We start from the raw sequence: 18,330 nt of genomic DNA, 5'->3' as shown, positions 1-18,330 counted from the left end.
AGCACTGCCCCCGCGATGAGGCGGTCCCGATGAGGGATGGGCGCAGAGAATGACTAGGCGATGACGGCGTGGATCACCGGTGCGGAGACGGGCTGAACCACCGACTCAGGCACGAGCCGGAACCGCTCGCGCCAATGCCAGCGCCCCAGCAGCAGAATCGCCGCCACGGTCAGCCCAACGGCAAGGCCGATCCACACGCCCACTCCTCGCAAGGGGGTGAACAGCCCCAGCGCCACCGACGTCGCAAAGCCCGCTGCCCAGTAGCCCAGAACGGCGATCACCGCGGGAATACGCGTGTCCTGAATGCCGCGCAGTGCTCCCGCGACGACGGCCTGCAGCCCGTCGGTAAGTTGAAACACGGCGGCGACGAACAAGTACTGCATCGCCAGGATCACCATGCCCGCATTCTCAGGAGCCGAGATGTCGACATAGGCCGAGATGATGGCCTTGGGGAACAGCAGCATCGCCAGTGCCGAAACGCCGACAAAGGCCAGCCCGATCACGATCGCCGCCCAGCCCGCATGGCCGATCGCCGCCTTGTTGTTCGCGCCGTAATGATAGCCGACCCGGATCGTGGCCGCCTGCCCGATGCCATAAGGCACCTGGAAGGCGAAGGCGGCGATCTGCAGCGCCACGGTGTGCGCGGCCAGTTCCGTTTCGCCCACGCGGCCCATCAGGAAAGCGGCGCCGCTGAATAGCCCGCCCTCTGCGATCAGCGTCGCGGAGATCGGCAGGCCAAGGCCGAGCATCTGGCGCAGGCGGCTCCACTCAGGCCGCCACCAGCGGCCGAAGATGTGAAAGCGGCGAAGCTGGCGGTCGCTGCGGATCGCCAGAACATAGGCCAGGACGGTGACGCAGGCGGTGATGACACTGGCCGTCGCCGAACCGTTGAGGCCCAGCGCCGGCGCGCCGAAATTGCCGAAGACCAGCGCGTAGTTGCCCAGCGCATTCACGAGGATTGCCAGCGCGGTAATCATCGTGGCGAAAACCGGCCGTCCCAGCGCAGAGACGAAAGTGCGCAGCACATTAGCCACCGCCATAGGTATCAGCGCCAGAGAAACCACGCGGATGAAACCGCCCGACAGCGCGACGACATGCGGGTCCTGCCCGGTCGCCAGCATGATCGTCTCACCCAGAAAGCATATGCCGACCGCACCGACGCCCAGCGCCAGCGCCAGCCACAAGGCCATGCGAACCGACCGGCGGACCTCGCGGATCGAATTGCGCCTGCGTCCGATTTCTGCCGCGATCAGCGGCGCTACCGCCCCCGTCACGCCGTTCAACCCCATCATCACCACCGCGACAATAGCCACCGCCAGACTGGAAGCCGCAAGCGACTCCTGGCCCAGCCGCGCGACGAAGATCACGTCGATCGCGAAAACCGCCATCTGCAGCATGTTGGCAAGCGCCAGCGGCCCGGCAAGTCGCAAGGTCGCGCCTAGTTCGGCGCGGAATGGATGGTTGAGGCTCTCCCGCATTTGAGGGCGCGATAGGGCTTTGGAGGCAGGCAGGGAAGCGATTCGTGAAAGAGTTTGTGCTTGATTGAAAGGCTTGGAAGCACCTTCCCGCACCGCAGGCACCGAAGGCTTCCCTTGCCGGCCCGTCCATATTACCCCGCCCCTGCAAGGAGATGCTTCCATGACGACGACAAGTAGGGCGACGATGCTGATGATCCCCCTGTCCGCACTGCTAACAGCCTGCGGCGGCAACGCCCCTGACGACGCCGCCACACCGAGCGCTTCTCCCACTCCCGCCTCTGCGATTGTCGACCCGGCGCCGCCTGCTTTTGCGGTGTGCCGCTCGTGCCATTCCACCCAGAGCGGCCAGAACGGGATCGGACCTACGCTGGCAGGCATCGCCGGCTCCAGGGCCGGGAATGTGCCGGGCTATACCTTCAGTCCGGCGCTGAAGAATTCCGGGATCATCTGGGACCGCGCCAGCCTCGACAACTGGCTACAAGGGCCGATGAAGATGGTCCCGGGAACGAAGATGGTGCTGCCCGTCTCCGATCCGGCAAAGCGCAAGGCGATCATCGACTATCTCGAAACGCTGAAATGAAGATCATGCAGGCATGAAAAAGGGGCCTTGCGCGCTCCCGTGCACAAGGCCCCGTCATTCAAGGCGTTCAAGGGGAACAGGGCGGCCTGGGAAAGTCAGACCTTAGGGCCGAGGGGCTCCCGCGCAGGAGGCTGGGCGGCCGGAACTTCGGCCTTGGCGGGGATCGCCTGATTGCCGGTCCTGGCGGCGTCGCAGCCATCCGAAGCAGCCTGCGTCATCTTCGGCGCCTCGCCCGAACCGTCGGAGCTGTAGGATACCGAGCGCGTGCAGCCGCTGGCGTCGGTCGAGGTCGAATAATACGTCATGTGCATGCCTTGCGGCGCATCGGAGGCGGCGGTGAAGCCCGGCTCAGCGGCGGCATTGCCGTTCGCGCCAGCATGCTGCTGCATAAGGGCGGCCTGCTGCACCATGGCATTCATCTGCGCGTCCATCATCGCCGAAATCCGGTCCATGTAGGCGAAGGGATCGCCCATCGCCGGCATATCCGCAGGCATCATGGTATCGGCAGGGACGACCTGGACCCGAGGCGCGACGTCGCCGGTATACTGAACGCGGACCACCGACCCATCGGGTGCGTCCACGTTCATCGTATGCACTCTGGAGGTGGCGGCTTCGGCTACGCCGGCACCCAGCACGGCAAGCGCGGCGGCGCCAATCAGGTATTTCTTGGGGGGCATTCGCATTGGGATGATGCTCCTTCGTGACTCGACCCTTTGCACTGTCCATGCTGCCGCCGAGAAGCTGAACCTGAGATTACGGTTTTTGCGGAATGGCATGGCGCAGGCTCAGGCCGAGTTTGTCGAAGGATCAATCGTGAGCCGGGATGCCCGCGCGAACAGGTCGAGGATCACCGGATCGCGCTCACGGGTGCGGATTGCGGCTTCGAAGTGGACGTGCTGGGCCGGGCGCGGCAGGATCTCGTGCAGCGTCCCGGCGGCAAGGGCCCCGCGCACCATCGTCTCGGGCAGGACGGCGGCGCCCTGTCCGGTGGCGACGATCTCTATCAAAGTGCGCACGTTGTTGCAGGTGTGCAGCGCGCGCGGGGCAATGCCGTGGGCCTCGAATCCCTCGTGCATCACGGCGTGCAAAGGGGAGTGTTCGGGCAGCGACCACACCGGTAACCCTCGCGAAAAACCGCCTGCCGCCGCCACCGCCGCGCCTGCCGCCCAGACCAGTTCCACCGAGCCGATCGGCGCGGTGCGTATCCCCGGACTGGCGACCGGCCCGGCAAGGAACACGATGTCGCGCGTGCCGGCCAGCAATTGCTGGAGCAGCGGGGCGGTAAGGTCGATCTCCAGTTCCATGGTGACGCCGGGCCGGTCGCGCTCGATCGCCTGGATGAACGCGGGCAGGCAGCTTGCCGCCGCGATCTCGCCTGAGCCGATGCGCACCGCTGCCGTCGCCCCGGCAAAGTCGCTCGCCTCCAGCAGCACCTGCTCCAGCCCGTGGTAAAGCGGCTCGCTGGCCTGCACCAGCCGACGGCCGCGCGCGGACAGCACCATGCGCCGCCCCTCACGCTGGAACAGGGCGACGCCGAGCTGCTCCTCGATCTCGCGGACGCGGGCGGAAATGGCGGGCTGGGTGGTGTTTAGGCGCTGGGCGGCAGCGGCGAAGGTGCCGAGGCGGTCGATCCACATCAGCGTTTCGAGGTGGAACAGGGCGATACGCTTCATTCGCCAATGGATAGATTATAGTTATCAGAATTGATAAAAAATAATCGCTATTCGTAATGATATCCGCCGACTAGCCTCTCCCCTGCAATCGGAAGAGGATTTGCCTCATGAAAAAGATCTATCCCAGCGCCGAGGCCGCGCTGGAAGGCGTGCTCAAGGACGGCCTGCTGGTCGCCAGCGGCGGCTTCGGCCTTTGCGGTATCCCGGAACGCCTGCTCGACGCGATGCGCGATTCGGGTGTGAAGGACCTGACCTTCGCCTCGAACAATGCCGGCATCGACAACGAAGGCATCGGCAAGCTGCTGCGCACCAAGCAGGTGAAGAAGATGATCTCGTCCTACGTGGGCGAGAACAAGGAGTTCGAACGCCAGTACCTGGCCGGAGAGCTTGAGGTGGAGTTCTGCCCGCAGGGCACCCTGGCCGAGCGTATGCGCGCCGGCGGCGCGGGCATCCCCGGTTTCTACACCAAGACCGGCGTGGGCACCCAGGTCGCCGAGGGCAAGGAAGTGAAGGTCTTCGGCGGCGAGGAATATATCCTCGAGGAAGGCATCTTCGCCGACCTGTCCATCATCAAGGCGTGGAAGGCGGACGAAACCGGCAACGTCGTTTTCCGCAAGACGGCGCGCAACTTCAACGTGCCTGCCGCGACATGCGGCAAGGTCTGCGTCGTGGAGGTTGAGGAGATCGTGCCGGTGGGCAGCCTCGATCCCGATGCGATCCACCTGCCGGGCGTGTTCGTCCAGCGCATCGTCGTGGGCGCGCCTTACGACAAGAAGATCGAGTTCACGACGACCCGCGAGAGGGAGGCTGTCTGATGTCCGAGCAAGCCAAGGGCTGGACCCGCAATGAAATGGCCGCCCGCGCCGCGAAGGAACTGCAGGACGGGTTCTATGTGAACCTGGGCATCGGCATCCCGACGCTGGTGGCGAACTATGTGCCCAAGGACATCACCGTCACGCTGCAGAGCGAGAACGGGATGCTGGGCATCGGCCCGTTCCCCTACCCGAACGAGGTCGATCCCGACCTCATCAACGCCGGCAAGCAGACGATCAGCGAACTGCCGCACTCCGCTTACTTCGACAGTGCGGCCAGCTTCGGCATGATCCGCGGCGGCCACATCGACCTCACCGTGCTCGGCGCGATGGAAGTGGCTGAGAACGGCGACATCGCCAACTGGATGATCCCCGGCAAGATGATCAAGGGCATGGGCGGCGCGATGGACCTCGTTGCCGGCGTGAAGAAGATCATCGTCGTGATGGAGCATACCTCGAAGAACGGCGATCCCAAGTTCATCCCGTCGTGCACCCTGCCGCTGACCGGGCGCAATGTGGTGGACATGGTCATCACCGACCTGGCGGTGTTCCAGCGGCCGGATCACGACAACCCCTTCAAGCTGGTGGAAATGGCGCCCGGCGTGACTGCCGAGGAAGTCGCGGCGAAGACGACGGCGAATTACGTAAGCTGAGTACGGCTTCCCCCTCCTTGCGAAGAGGAGGGGGAGTGCAGATGCGAAATCGGCTCGCCATCACGGCGAACGACCTTTATTCTTTCCCGCGCTCTACGCTGAGAAGGAATGGCTTTGACGTACACGCTTATCACCGCGAACCGGAACTATTCCAGTTGGTCGCTGCGCCCCTGGGTCCTGATGAAGGCTTTGGGCATCGCTTTCGAGGACGAGCTGGAGCCGTTCACGATGCCGGTAAACTATGAGGCGTTCCGCAGCTTTTCCCCCACCGGACAAGTGCCCGCGCTGATAGACGACGATTGCACGGTCTGGGATTCGCTGGGCATCGCGATGTACCTTGCGGATCGCCACCCGGGCGTCTGGCCCGCCGACGAAGCGGCGCGCGCCTTCGCGCAGAGCGCGGTCTGCGAAATGCACGGCGGCTTCCCCAACATTCGCAGCACCTTCACGATGAACGTCGGCGTGCGCGTGCGGCCCCGCCCGATGAGCGGCCAGCTGGTGCGCGAGGTGTACCGCGTGCGCGAGATTTTCGAGGAAGGGCTTTCCCGTTTCGGCGGCCCGTGGCTGGCCGGTCCCACCTTCACCGCGCTGGACGCCTTCTACGCGCCGGTCGCCTTCCGCATCCGCACTTATGGGCTGGACGTGGGGCGCGGCAAGGTATGGGTCGATGCGATGCTCGCCCATCCGGCCATGCGCCAGTGGGAAGCCGAAGCCCTGGCCGAGGACTGGCGCGAGGAAAGCCACGAAGCAGAACTGGCCGAAGCGGGTGAGATCATCGCCGACTACCGCAGCGGCGCCTGACCGGGTGCGCATCCTGCTGACAGGCTCGTCAGGCTGGCTCGGCAGGCATCTCGCACCTTTGCTGGCAGCGCGCGGGCATGAGGTGGTCGGGCTCGACGTTTCCGCCGGCGCCGCGACCACGATCGTGGATTCGGTGGCGGACCGAGACCTGGTGTTCCAGACGGTAGCGCACCACGGGATCGAGGCAGTGATCCACGCGGGCGCCTTGCACAAGCCCGACATCGCCCGCTTCCCGCGTCAGGCTTTCGTCGACGTCAACGTGACGGGCACTCTCAACCTGCTCGAGGCGGCGGCAGGTGCCGGCCATGTGCGCTTCGTGTTCACCTCCACCACCTCGCTGATGGTGCGGAGCGACGTTCGCGCCGGGGCGGGGCAGGCAGGCGCGTGGTGGATGGACGAGGGCTTCGGCCCTATCGCGCCGCGCAACGTCTACGGCATTACCAAGCGCACGGCAGAAGATATGTGCCGCCTCGTCTCGCGGGAGAGCGGGATGGCAGTGGCCATACTGCGCACGGGCCGGTTCTTCCCGGAGGACGATGATACGCACGCTGTGCCCTCCGGCCCCAACCTCAAGGCCAATGAATTCCTGAACCGCCGCCTCACCGTGGGCGACGCGGCGCTGGCGCACCTGGCCGCGCTGGAGCGGGTCGAAGGGTGCGAAACCTTCATCCTCTCCGCCTCGCCGCCCTTCGCGCGCGCAGATGCAGCGGAACTGGCGGTCGATGCCCGCGCCGTGATCGCGCGGCACTTCCCGGATGCAGAGGCGCTCTACGCCAAAGCGGGCTGGGTACTGCCGGAGCGGATCGAACGCATCTACGATCCCGCAAAGGCCGAACGTCTGCTGGGATGGCGTGCGGAAACCGACTTCGCCGCCATCCTCGATGCCTTGCGTGAGGGCCGCGAGCTGCCGTTCGCGCATGACCCCGAATGGATTTCGCCGGTACTTGGGAAGCCGTTCGCCCGGCTGTCATGAGTGTCTTGCCGCCGTCAGAAGCCCGCCCCATAACCCGCCGGAACACTTTGGGAGAATCTCGAATGGCCGACCTCGCCTCCATCCCGCTCGAACGCCTCGACGGCGCTGCCGACAGCCTTGCTGATCATGCCGGCAACGTTCTGCTGGTGGTCAACGTCGCCTCCAAGTGCGGCTTAACCCCGCAGTACGAGGGCCTTGAGGCGCTCTACAAGGAATACAATGCCAAGGGTTTCGAAGTGCTCGGCTTCCCGGCCAACGACTTCGGTGCACAGGAGCCCGGCACCCATGAGGAAATCGCCGAGTTCTGCCAGATCAACTATGGCGTCTCTTTCCCGCTGTTCGCCAAGGCCGACGTCACCGGCGAGGGCAAGCAGCCTCTGTATGCCGCGCTGACGCAAGCCGTACCGACCAAGCAAGGCCCGGTCGAGGAATTCCGCGAGCGCCTGAAGGGCTACGGCATGACCCCGACGCAGGACCCCGAAGTGCTGTGGAACTTCGAGAAGTTCCTGGTCGCGCGCGATGGTTCGGTCGTCGGCCGCTTCGCCCCCGGCACCGAGCCTGCCGATCCGGCGCTGGTCGGCGCGATCGAGGCTGAACTCGCGAAGTAATCAGCCGCCCCCCCCCCCACAACGAACGGCGCCCGGCTTGCGGGGTGGGCGCCGCCGGGGTCTTACGGCGCGCCTGCTTTCACTCAGTCCCCGTCGCCACCGGGCGCGCGGGATCGGCGATCCATTCGCTCCACGATCCGGGGTATAGCCGCCCGGCCGGCACTTCGGCGACGGCCATGGCAAGGGCATTGTGGCAGGCGGTGACGCCAGAGCCGCATTGCAGGATCGCCGGGCCCTCGCCCAGAAGTGCGGTGAAGGCTGCAGCCAGTTCCCCGGCCTGGCGAAAGCTGCCGTCGGGGTTCAGGTTGTCGCGGAAAAAGCGGTTTTTCGCGCCGGGAATGTGGCCGGCGACCGGATCGACCGGGTTCGGCTCGCCCGCGAAGCGTGAGGGATCGCGTGCATCGAGGACTTGCGCGGCGCGCGTGTCGATGTTGGCAAGCACGTCCGCAGCGGAAACGGGGGCGGGAACCAGAGGCTCACCCGGCTCGAAATCGCCCGAAGGCACCGGCAGCGGCATTCCGGTTTCCAGCGGCAGGCCCGCCGCGATCCAGGCCGGCTTGCCCCCATCGAGCACCGCGACCGGGGCATGGCCCAGCCAACGCATCAACCACCACGCGCGCGCCGCCCAGGCGCCGCCGTTGCTGTCATAGGCGACGATCTGCTGCCCGGCACGCAGGCCCTGCATGCGCAGCCACGCGGCAAATGCCACGGGCGCGGGCAGCGGATGGCGGCCGTTGCTGCCATCGGACGGCGAGGCGAGATCATCGTCGAGATGGGCGTAGCGGGCGCCGGGAATATGGCCCTTTGCGTAAATCGCAGGGCCCTTTGCGGGCGCGCCCAGTTCAAACTCGCAGTCGAGCAGGAACACATCGGCGCCGGAGGCCACCATGTCCTTGAGCGCATCGACACCGATCAGCGTTTCGTAGGCCATGAAATCCTTCGCATGTGTGACTTGGTAGACACTGCGGGCCTATACTCGGGCTGAAAGGCGCCGTCGATGCAATAGCGCGGTATTTGCAAGCAGGGCGCAAACGAAAAGGGCGGCCCCTTGCGGAGCCGCCCTTTCCTCAAACTGTACCGGTAAGAAACCGGAACAAGATTACTTGAGCTCGACGGTACCGCCGGCTGCTTCGATCTTGTTCTTGATCTCTTCGGCTTCAGCCTTGTTGATGCCTTCCTTGACGGCCTTGGGAGCGCCTTCAACGAGAGCCTTGGCTTCAGCGAGGCCCAGACCGGTGATGGCGCGGACTTCCTTGATGACCTGGATCTTCTTGCCACCGTCGCCGGTGAGGATGACGTCGAATTCGGTCTTCTCTTCGACTGCTTCGGCAGCAGCGCCGCCAGCTGCGGGTGCAGCGGCAACGGCAGCAGCGGCGGAAACGCCCCATGCTTCTTCAAGTGCCTTGGCGAGGTCAGCGGCCTCGAGGACGGTCAGCTGCGACAGTTCTTCAACAAGCTTGGCGATGTCGGCCATGATATTTAACTCCTGATCTGTGGTCCCGGGGTGCTGAATGCGATCCGCCGGGATAAATCGTTAGAAACGTGTTGCTTAAGCTTGCGCTCAGGCGGCGTCCTTCTCGGCGTAGGCAGCAAAGACGCGCGCCAGCTTGGCCGCCGGAGCGGTCGAGAGCTGGGCGATCTTGGTCGCCGGTGCCTGGATGAGGCCGATGAGCTTGGCGCGCAGTTCGTCGAGCGAGGGCATCGAGGCGAGCGCCTTGATACCGTCCGCGTTCAGAACCTGCGTACCCATCGAACCGCCGACGATCTCGATCTTGTCGGTCGTCTTGGCGAATTCGACGACAGCCTTGGCGGCTGCGACGGGATCGACCGAGGTCGAGATGGCCGTCGGGCCGGTCAGGAAGTCGCTGATACCGGCAAAGTCGGTATCCACGATGGCAAGCTTGGCAAGACGGTTCTTCGCTACCTTATAGGTCGCACCCGCATCACGGATCTTACCGCGCAGGGCGGTGGACTGAGCCACCGACATGCCGAGATTGCGGGTGACAACCACCACACCAACCTCGTTGAAGACCGCGTTGAGAGTGGCGACCGAATCGGCTTTCTGCGAACGATCCATGCCTTACTCCTTCACAATGGCCACAGGAGGAGGCCCCCCGTAGCCGGCTACGTAGTCCATGGCGTGCAAGGCACACCGTGGGCGATTCCGTTCGATGGGGAAGGAGTATCGTGCCGAAACACGAGGTTGGCACCACGCTCCAAGGAGCTAGGGGCCGGAAATTTCCTGTTCCCCGTCTAGGCTGCGAATTAAGGGGGAAACCCCCAGCAACTGTCTCGGACGGTCGAACGACGGGAATTCACCCGCCGGTCGGAGCGGGCCAATGACGCAAACGCCGAGCCGAGTCAAGCATGACGAGGCTTTGCTCGCATCTTGAGAGCCCAGTTCCTAACGGCACGACACCCGGCTGCGCGCCGCCACCGCAGCCACGGCGATCACCGCCGTCACCGGCAGCGCCGCTTCGCCCAGGAATGCAGCGCCCACAATGGCCGCCGCGAAGGCCAGCAACCCGTGCCGCAGCGGTCCGGTCAGCACCAGCCGGTCACGCACCAGCCACAGCGCCGCCATGTAGATCGCCAGGGGCACGGCCACGGCCAGATTGCCGGTGAGCGGCGGCGCGTGATGTCCTTCGCCTCCTACGGCATCGATCACCACGGAGAACCCCGCGCCGGTTGCAGCGCCGCCGGCATAGATCAGGGCATGGGCATAGCTCCACTGGAACGCACTGGCGAACCGGCCATGGTCCAGCGGTCCTTCCTGCGAGAAATAGAGCCACCACATCGCGAAAGTGATCGCCAGCGCCGAGATCGCCAGCACGACCAATTGCGCGGAATGGCCGCCCGGCCGGTCGGACAGGGTGAAAGCGGCGGCGCTGGCAAGCAGGACCTCGCCCAGCACGATGATAACCAGCAGCCCGTGCCGCTCGGTGACATGGTGCTGGTGCCAGGGCGTGGCGCCCCGGCGCTCGGCCAGCAGCGGCACGGCCAGTTCGAGCAGCACGCCAAGGCCGAACAGTGCCATGACCGCGCCCTGCCCCTCGGGCCGCAGCAGCATCAGCGCCGTGGTCCAGTAGACCTGCACCAGCGCGATCCCCAGCGCATAGCGCCGTGCGGTGGAGCGATGGACAGGATCGCTGCGCGCGGCGATCAGCCAGAACACGATCATGCCCGCCCGCATCACGACATAGCCCAGGATCGCCAGCGACAAGTCCAGTCCCGCGAACAGGCGGGGTATGCCGCCGGCGATGGTCAGCGCGCCCGCCATGATCCAGCAGGTGACCAGCCGATAGATCGGCCCGTCGTTATCATAGGCGGAGGCGAACCAGGTGAAGTTCACCCAGGCCCACCACGTCGCGAAGAAGGCCATGGCGAAGGTGACGATTCCCATGCCGGCGTGCCCTTGGGCAATGGCATGATGCAGGCCTTCGGCGGCAGAGGCGACGGCGATGACGATGACAAGATCGAATAGCAGTTCGAGCGGGGTCGACACGCGGTGCGTCTCATGCGGGTCGCGGGCGCCGAACGGCCGCCAGCCGCGTTTCGTAGTCATGTCCTGCCGTTCCCCGATTGCATAAGCCGCATTTCTAAGGGGACGCCGGGGGCAGAGGCAAGCGGGAGGCTGTCAGGCTCTGCACTGGCCCCGCTTATTGAACCCAACTTATTGAGCATAGCCGAGGATGTCACCGGGTTGGCATTCCAGCTCGCGGCAGATCGCCTCCAGGGTGGAGAAACGGATCGCCTTGGCCTTGCCCGTCTTGAGGATCGACAGATTGGCAAGGGTGATGCCGATACGCTCGGCCAGTTCGGTCAGCGTCATGCGGCGCTGGTGGAGAAGTTCGTCGAGCCGGACCACGATGCGGCTTGTCTCGCTGCCATCGTCGCCCATCAGACGGTGCCTTCCAGTTCGGCGCGCATTTCAGCGCCCTTGCGGAAAACGCGGGCAAGGATGAACAGGATGATCGCCAGCAGCACGCCGCCAAGCGAGAAGCCGATGCCGACGTGGCTGTCCTTTACGGTGCGCGCGATCCACGCCGCGACAAGGCCGGTGGGAAAGCTGATGCCCTCGATCGCAAGCACCAGCCAGCCCATCGCCGCAAGGCGTGCGGCGTTGACCGGGTTGAACGGATCGCCCTCGCCCACCGAATCGATGATCCGCAGCAGATGGCGCAGGAACAGGAAGGCGCAGGCCGCCATCGCCGCGATCAGGATCAGCACCCCGCCGATGGCGATGAAGGTGTTGGCCGTCAGCCCGTCGAGGCCCTCACCCGAAACGCGGGCCATCATATCGAAGCGGCCAAACACCATGAACGGCGCAAGGACGATGAAAAACGCGCCGATCAATGCCGAGAGGCCCATGGAGACCAGCACCGCCCCGCGCGCCAGGGCGAGCAGCGGATCGTGGGTGATGGAGCGCATCGCGCCGCCTTTCGCAGCCGCGCTCACATCAGCACCGGGCTGATGCCGACGAGCCGCACGGTGACGGGAGCGGTCACCTTCTTCGCATCGAAGAACGGCGACAGGGAAGGCCGCAGCGAATGAGCGGCCGGGGCAGAGAGAAAGACTGCAGCCATCGCGGTGAGCGCGAAAGCGGCGACTAGCGGGCGCTGAGCCTGTTCCAACCGAATCATTGTTCGTTCTCCGATATGCGTCATATTGAAATTCAATAAATTCGAGCTGATTTATTGTCAAACAATAATATCGAAAAACGATACGCCCGATATCGACATGCGATGAGGACATAAAAAAGGGGCGGCTCCGGGTGGAGCCGCCCCTGGTTGCCGGGCGTGACAGCCGGCAGGTCAGGCGTCGATAAGATCCGGGGTCCGCTCGGGGGAGGGGGTTCCCGATGCGGTCCGGGTCGACGGCCTGTAAGTGCGGAAGTCGAAGGCATCGCCCTGCTCCGCCTGATGCTCGTGGTGCTGAAGCTGGACGCGGGCACGGCGCATACGGGCCTTGCGCGAAGTGAAGGGATTATCCTCGTCCGGCTGTGCATCGACCATGCGGTCGAGCAGCTCGCGGCGCTCGTCGGCGTCCTGCGGCAGCGGCGAGGCGGCAAGCACGGCGCTGGCGGAACCGGCCGCTACCGCCGGGGTCATGACGGTGCGCGTCGCGGCCGGACCCGGCGCAGGCTGGATAACCGGCTGGGCGACAGTGGCCGGAGCAACCTCCATGACCGGAGCGGGGGCCGGAACAGGCTCGACGACGTTGGTGAGCGGCAGAGGCTCAGGGGCGTAGTCGACCTCTTCATACGTCGGCTCGCTGGTGCGGCGGCGGCGCATCGCGGCTATGCCGATACCGGCCACGCCAAGCGCGGCGAGCAGACCGGCGATACCGGCGATCGGCAGATCGCTGCCCCCATTGGCGGGCGCAGGCGCTGATGAAACCGGGGCCGGCGCCGTATCCACCCTGCTGGGTGCAGGCGGTGCGGGCGGAATGGCGCCATCAGCCAGCGCGCCATCGGCAGAGGCTGCGCTGCTGCCGGCTGTTGGCACGCTCGGCGCAACCTGCGCGGTTTCAGCAGCCGGGCCGGCCACGTTGCGGGCGGCCGGGCGCGGGGCTGAACGGGCCGATGCTGCGGGAGGAGCAGCTTCAAGCGCCGCTTCTGCATCGGCGGGCGTTGCGGGCGCAGCAGCGTCTGCCGTGGTTTGCGCTTCCGGCTGCGGAACTGGCTGTACGACCGGCGAAGACGTCATTGTAGTCTGGGGCGCGGTGCCGGCGGTGGTCGCCGGGTTCGGCGCGCTGGCCGGGCCAGTTGCCTCGGGCGGGAGAGTCACCGTTGGCGCAGCAGCGGCCGGGGCAGCCGTGGGCTGCGCAGGCGATCCCGCAGTCACGTCCTGAGGCAGCGACAGCGAGGGCGCGGTTTGAACCGGCGCTTCCTGAGCACTAGCCGCCGAAGCGAGCGGGATGGCGGAAAGCGCAAGGACAGCGGCAATCGCGGTCACGGCGCGGGGCGAACGGTTGATGGGATCGTGTTTCATGCAACAGAGAATGCGTGAAATGCACGATCGGTTCGATTGCCTCGATCAATACAGGACAAGTCGAGCCCATACATGCGACGAACCGTTACTTCTGGTACTGTGCAGGCCTATTCGCCCTATTTACTACATTTACGCCAGATGAACACTGCAACATGCGGCCTATCCGCCGTACTGCTTATAAAGCCGTACACATACCGGACCGTCATTTCGTGCGGCAGGTGTCCGACAGACTGAGCTCGCCGCGCAGACCGAAACGGCTGCTTTCCCGACCCTCTGCCAAGACCACGCCGGCATCGCGGGTTTGACATGGCCCCTGCCCGATCCTATATGGCGCCCTGGCTCGGTCGCTTCGAGCAAGGCAGGTCCATGCGCGGGGACAGGCCACGGAAGGAAGCGATCCGGGATTTATCCGACGTGTAAGGCTGCTGGCCGCAGGGACATCCCATCCGGGAATTCCGCGTGCCGGGCGGCCTTTTCGCGTTTCGGATAGCTTGCCTTGCGGCAGGTACATCGTTCTCGCGACGACGAAATTTTCCGGCCCGGTTCCATTCGCGAATCGGTCCTCAAAGAAGCGAAGAGGCAAGACCAGCTCATGGCCACCAAGCCCATCGAACCCGCTGCGACCATTGGGGCACGCTCGCCCAAGAAGCGCATCCGCAAGATCTTCGGCGACATCCACGAAGTCGTCCAGATGCCCAACCTGATCGAGGTCCAGCGCGAGAGCTACGAACAGTTCCTGCGCTCCGATCCGGCAACCGGCTACGTGTCGGGTCTGGAAAAGACCCTGCGCTCGGTATTCCCGATCCGCGACTTCGCGGGCACTAGCGAGCTGGACTTCGTCCACTACGAGCTGGAAGACCCCAAGTACGACGTGACCGAGTGCCGCCAGCGCGGCATCACCTACGCCGCGCCGATGAAGGTCACGCTGCGCCTGATCGTGTTCGAGGTTGACGCCGAGACCGAGACCCGCTCGGTCCTCGATATCAAGGAGCAGGACGTCTACATGGGCGACATGCCCCTGATGACGGAAAACGGCACCTTCTTCATCAACGGCACCGAGCGCGTCATTGTCTCGCAGATGCACCGTTCGCCGGGCGTCCTGTTCGACCATGACCGCGGCAAGACCCACGCATCGGGCAAGTTCCTGTTTGCCGCGCGCGTCATTCCCTACCGCGGTTCGTGGCTCGACTTCGAGTTCGACGCCAAGGACATCGTCAACGTGCGTATCGACCGCAAGCGCAAGCTGCCGGTCACCGCGCTGCTGTACGGCCTGGGCCTCGACAGCGAAGCGATCCTCGATCACTTCTACCAGACCATCACGTGGAAGCGCGGCGATGGCGGCTGGCGCCTGCCCTACACGCCTGAGGCATGGCGCGGTGCGAAGCCGACGTTCGACGTGGTTGACGCCAAGTCAGGCGAAGTGATCTTCGCCGCCGACACCAAGATTTCCCCGCGCGCCGCCAACAAGGCGCTCAAGGACGGTCTTGAGGAACTGCTGATCCCGACCGACGAAATCTTCGGTCGCTACTCGGCCGTCGATCTGATCGACGAGTCGACCGGCCGCATCTACATCGAGGCCGGCGACGAAGTTTCGCCTGAGAACCTCGAAGCGCTCGACCACGCCGGCATCGACCAGATCGCCCTGCTCGACATCGACGAGGTCAACACCGGCCCGTGGATCCGCAACACGCTGAAGGCCGACAAGGCCGAGAACCGCGAGATGGGCCTTGAGGCCATCTACAAGGTCATGCGTCCGGGCGAACCGCCGACCAAGGAAACCGCAGAAGCGCTGTTCGAAGGCCTGTTCTTCGACGCCGATCGCTACGACCTCTCGGCCGTGGGCCGCGTGAAGCTGAACATGCGCCTCGGCCTCGACGCCGAGGACACCGTCACCACCCTGCGCAACGAGGACATCCTCGCTGTCGTCAAGGAACTGGTCGGCCTGAAGGACGGCAAGGGCGAAATCGACGACATCGACAACCTCGGCAACCGCCGCGTGCGTTCGGTGGGCGAGCTGCTGGAAAACCAGTACCGCGTCGGTCTGCTCCGCATGGAGCGCGCCGTTAAGGAACGCATGTCGTCGGTCGACGTGTCGACGGTGATGCCGAACGACCTCATCAACGCCAAGCCCGCCGTGGCCGCCGTGCGTGAGTTCTTCGGTTCCTCGCAGCTCTCGCAGTTCATGGACCAGACCAACCCGCTTTCGGAAGTCACCCACAAGCGCCGTGTTTCGGCCTTGGGCCCGGGCGGTCTGACCCGTGAGCGCGCCGGCTTCGAAGTCCGCGACGTTCACCCGACCCACTACGGCCGTATCTGCCCGATTGAGACGCCGGAAGGCCCGAACATCGGTCTGATCAACTCGCTGTCGACCTTCGCCCGCGTCAACAAGTACGGCTTCATCGAGACGCCGTACCGCAAGGTGATCGACGGCAAGGTGACCGGCCAGGTCGTTTACCTTTCCGCCATGGAAGAGCAGAAGCACACGGTGGCGCAGGCTTCGGCCGGCACCAACGAGGACGGCTCGTTCGCGGAAGAACTCGTCTCGGCCCGCCAGAACGGCGAGTTCGTGATGAGCCCGCGCGATCAGGTCACCCTGATGGACGTTTCGCCCAAGCAGCTCGTCTCGGTCGCCGCATCGCTCATTCCGTTCCTGGAAAACGATGACGCCAACCGCGCACTCATGGGATCGAACATGCAGCGCCAGGCGGTGCCGCTGGTCCAGGCCGACGCTCCGTTCGTGGGCACCGGCATGGAAGAGACCGTTGCGCGCGATTCGGGCGCAGCGATCTCGGCAGGCCGCGCCGGCGTGGTCGATCAGGTCGACGCGACCCGTATCGTCATCCGCGCTTCGGGCGACATCGAAGCCGGCAAGTCCGGCGTCGACATCTACCGCCTGCAGAAGTTCGAGCGTTCCAACCAGTCGACCTGCATCAACCAGCGTCCGCTGGTGAAGGTGGGCGACATCATCCAGAAGGGCGACATCCTCGCCGACGGTCCCTCGACCGAACTGGGTGAACTGGCGCTGGGCCGCAACAGCCTCGTCGCGTTCATGCCGTGGAACGGCTACAACTACGAGGACTCCATCCTCATCTCCGAGCGTATCGTGAAGGACGACGTGTTCACGTCGATCCACATCGACGAGTTCGAAGTGATGGCACGCGATACCAAGCTGGGGCCTGAGGACATCACCCGCGATATCCCGAACGTCGGCGAGGAAGCCCTGCGCAACCTCGACGAAGCGGGCATCGTCTACGTGGGCGCCGAAGTGCACCCGGGTGACATCCTGGTCGGCAAGATCACGCCCAAGGGCGAATCGCCGATGACCCCGGAAGAGAAGCTGCTGCGCGCGATCTTCGGCGAAAAGGCCAGCGACGTGCGTGACACCTCGCTTCGCCTGCCGCCGGGCGTGTCCGGCACGATTGTCGACGTTCGCGTCTTCAACCGTCACGGCATCGAGATCGACGACCGTACCCGCGCCATTCAGAACGAGGAAATCGAACGCCTCGCCAAGGACCGCGAGGACGAGCGTGCGATCCTCAACCGCGCCACCTACAACCGCCTGCGCGACATGCTGATCGGCCAGACCGCTGCTTCGGCCCCCAAGGGCCTGAAGAAGGGCGTCGAGATCACCGAGGAACTCCTGGGTGAAGCCGAGCGTCACGAGTGGTGGAAGTTCGCCGTTGCGGACGACCACATGCAGTCGCAGCTGGAAGCCGTTAAGGCCCAGTACGACGCCACGGTGAAGGCGATCCAGGAGAAGTTCGAGGATCGCAAGGAGAAGCTGGAGCGCGGCGACGAGCTGGCTCCGGGCGTGCTCAAGATGGTCAAGGTCTTCGTTGCGGTGAAGCGCAAGCTGCAGCCGGGCGACAAGATGGCCGGCCGTCACGGCAACAAGGGTGTCATTTCGCGCATCCTGCCGGTCGAGGACATGCCGTTCCTCGAGGACGGTACGCCGGTCGACCTCGTGCTGAACCCGCTGGGCGTGCCTTCGCGCATGAACGTCGGCCAGATCTTCGAGACCCACCTGGGCTGGGCCGCGCGCGGTCTGGGCCAGCAGGTCAAGCAGGCTCTGGAAGACTGGCGCCACGCCAACCCCGACCCGGAAGCCGCAGCGCCGCCGGAAGCGGTTCGCGAGCGTCTGATGACGATCTACGGTGAGCACTACGCCGAGGACATCAAGAGCCGCGACACCGAGTCGCTGCTCGAACTGGCCAACAACGTCACCAAGGGCGTTCCGATGGGCACTCCGGTGTTCGACGGCGCGGTCGAGGCCGACGTTGCGGACATGCTGGAGCTGGCCGGTCTGCACAAGTCGGGCCAGTCGCACCTCTACGACGGCCGCACGGGCGACAAGTTCGACCGTATGGTCACCGTGGGCATCATCTACATGTTGAAGCTGCACCACCTTGTCGACGACAAGATCCACGCCCGTTCGATCGGTCCGTACTCGCTCGTCACCCAGCAGCCGCTGGGCGGTAAGGCGCAGTTCGGTGGCCAGCGCTTCGGTGAGATGGAGGTCTGGGCGCTCCAGGCCTACGGCGCGGCGTACACTCTGCAGGAAATGCTGACGGTGAAGTCGGACGACGTTGTCGGACGCACCAAGGTCTACGAAGCGATCGTCAAGGGTGACGATACCTTCGAGGCCGGTATTCCCGAGAGCTTCAACGTGCTCGTCAAGGAAATGCGCTCGCTCGGCCTCAACGTCGAACTGTCGTCCGTCGACAGGGATGACGACGGCATTGCGATCGCGGCGGAGTAA

The 18,330-nt window shown here is 65.0% G+C and carries 18 protein-coding genes; 7 read left to right on the top strand and 11 right to left on the bottom strand.

Annotation, left to right across the window (positions count from 1 at the left end; genetic code table 11):
- Positions 1-53 precede the first annotated feature (53 nt).
- Complete coding sequence (locus tag TQ38_RS01780) at positions 54-1,478, bottom strand: MATE family efflux transporter (RefSeq protein WP_043973793.1); 1,425 nt, start codon at positions 1,476-1,478, stop codon at positions 54-56.
- 160 nt (positions 1,479-1,638) lie between these two features.
- Here TQ38_RS01780 and TQ38_RS01775 point away from each other — a divergent pair, with 160 nt between their 5' ends.
- Positions 1,639-2,058, top strand: a complete 420-nt coding sequence (locus TQ38_RS01775; protein ID WP_082057608.1) for a cytochrome c family protein — start codon at positions 1,639-1,641, stop codon at positions 2,056-2,058.
- 95 nt (positions 2,059-2,153) lie between these two features.
- On the opposite strand, the gene TQ38_RS01770 is transcribed toward TQ38_RS01775, so the two are convergent.
- Positions 2,154-2,741, bottom strand: a complete 588-nt coding sequence (locus TQ38_RS01770) for a hypothetical protein (protein WP_043973795.1) — start codon at positions 2,739-2,741, stop codon at positions 2,154-2,156.
- 102 nt (positions 2,742-2,843) lie between these two features.
- Positions 2,844-3,731: a LysR family transcriptional regulator gene (locus TQ38_RS01765; protein WP_043973798.1), complete on the bottom strand. Its 888-nt coding sequence runs from the start codon at positions 3,729-3,731 to the stop codon at positions 2,844-2,846.
- 107 nt (positions 3,732-3,838) lie between these two features.
- On the opposite strand from TQ38_RS01765, the gene TQ38_RS01760 reads away from it, so the two are divergent.
- The 5 genes from TQ38_RS01760 to TQ38_RS01740 all read left to right on the top strand — a co-directional run bounded on the left by TQ38_RS01760 (position 3,839) and on the right by TQ38_RS01740 (position 7,578).
- The gene (locus TQ38_RS01760) at positions 3,839-4,546 is read left to right on the top strand and encodes a CoA transferase subunit A (protein ID WP_043973801.1); all 708 of its coding nucleotides are present in this window, start codon (positions 3,839-3,841) and stop codon (positions 4,544-4,546) included.
- The gene (locus TQ38_RS01755; RefSeq protein ID WP_043973804.1) at positions 4,546-5,196 is read left to right on the top strand and encodes a CoA transferase subunit B; all 651 of its coding nucleotides are present in this window, start codon (positions 4,546-4,548) and stop codon (positions 5,194-5,196) included. Before TQ38_RS01760 ends, TQ38_RS01755 begins: the two co-directional genes overlap by 1 nt.
- A gap of 114 nt (positions 5,197-5,310) precedes the next feature.
- Positions 5,311-5,997, top strand: a complete 687-nt coding sequence (locus tag TQ38_RS01750) for a glutathione S-transferase family protein (RefSeq protein WP_043974502.1) — start codon at positions 5,311-5,313, stop codon at positions 5,995-5,997.
- A gap of 4 nt (positions 5,998-6,001) precedes the next feature.
- Positions 6,002-6,970, top strand: coding sequence for an NAD(P)-dependent oxidoreductase (locus tag TQ38_RS01745; RefSeq protein ID WP_043973807.1), 969 nt, complete (start codon positions 6,002-6,004; stop codon positions 6,968-6,970).
- Positions 6,971-7,032: 62 nt separating this feature from the next.
- Positions 7,033-7,578, top strand: coding sequence for a glutathione peroxidase (locus TQ38_RS01740; RefSeq protein ID WP_043973809.1), 546 nt, complete (start codon positions 7,033-7,035; stop codon positions 7,576-7,578).
- 79 nt (positions 7,579-7,657) lie between these two features.
- On the opposite strand, the gene TQ38_RS01735 is transcribed toward TQ38_RS01740, so the two are convergent.
- The 8 genes from TQ38_RS01735 to TQ38_RS01705 all read right to left on the bottom strand — a co-directional run bounded on the left by TQ38_RS01735 (position 7,658) and on the right by TQ38_RS01705 (position 13,571).
- Complete coding sequence (locus TQ38_RS01735) at positions 7,658-8,509, bottom strand: sulfurtransferase (protein ID WP_043973811.1); 852 nt, start codon at positions 8,507-8,509, stop codon at positions 7,658-7,660.
- Between the two features lie 168 nt (positions 8,510-8,677).
- On the bottom strand, positions 8,678-9,052 hold the full coding sequence (rplL, locus tag TQ38_RS01730; RefSeq protein ID WP_043973812.1) for a 50S ribosomal protein L7/L12: 375 nt from the start codon (positions 9,050-9,052) through the stop codon (positions 8,678-8,680).
- 87 nt (positions 9,053-9,139) lie between these two features.
- A complete protein-coding gene (rplJ, locus tag TQ38_RS01725; RefSeq protein ID WP_043973814.1) occupies positions 9,140-9,655 on the bottom strand; it encodes a 50S ribosomal protein L10 in 516 nt (171 codons plus the stop codon).
- Positions 9,656-9,982: 327 nt separating this feature from the next.
- A complete protein-coding gene (locus tag TQ38_RS01720) occupies positions 9,983-11,143 on the bottom strand; it encodes a low temperature requirement protein A (RefSeq protein ID WP_043973816.1) in 1,161 nt (386 codons plus the stop codon).
- A gap of 108 nt (positions 11,144-11,251) precedes the next feature.
- Positions 11,252-11,479 carry a helix-turn-helix transcriptional regulator gene (locus TQ38_RS01715; RefSeq protein ID WP_043973818.1) on the bottom strand — a complete coding sequence of 76 codons (228 nt, stop codon included), beginning with the start codon at positions 11,477-11,479 and terminating at the stop codon, positions 11,252-11,254.
- Entirely contained in the window at positions 11,479-12,009 is a 531-nt protein-coding gene (locus TQ38_RS29835; protein WP_043973820.1) for a DUF2975 domain-containing protein, read from the bottom strand. The genes TQ38_RS01715 and TQ38_RS29835 overlap by 1 nt, the downstream gene beginning before the upstream one ends.
- Before the next feature lie 23 nt (positions 12,010-12,032).
- Positions 12,033-12,221 carry a hypothetical protein gene (locus tag TQ38_RS29830; RefSeq protein WP_043973822.1) on the bottom strand — a complete coding sequence of 63 codons (189 nt, stop codon included), beginning with the start codon at positions 12,219-12,221 and terminating at the stop codon, positions 12,033-12,035.
- 171 nt (positions 12,222-12,392) lie between these two features.
- Positions 12,393-13,571, bottom strand: coding sequence for a hypothetical protein (locus TQ38_RS01705; RefSeq protein ID WP_043973824.1), 1,179 nt, complete (start codon positions 13,569-13,571; stop codon positions 12,393-12,395).
- Positions 13,572-14,163: 592 nt separating this feature from the next.
- On the opposite strand from TQ38_RS01705, the gene rpoB reads away from it, so the two are divergent.
- Positions 14,164-18,330 carry a DNA-directed RNA polymerase subunit beta gene (rpoB, locus tag TQ38_RS01700; RefSeq protein WP_043973825.1) on the top strand — a complete coding sequence of 1,389 codons (4,167 nt, stop codon included), beginning with the start codon at positions 14,164-14,166 and terminating at the stop codon, positions 18,328-18,330.

It is taken from the genome of Novosphingobium sp. P6W (assembly GCF_000876675.2).
GTDB lineage: Bacteria > Pseudomonadota > Alphaproteobacteria > Sphingomonadales > Sphingomonadaceae > Novosphingobium.
This window is presented reverse-complemented; position numbering and strand designations above follow the sequence as displayed.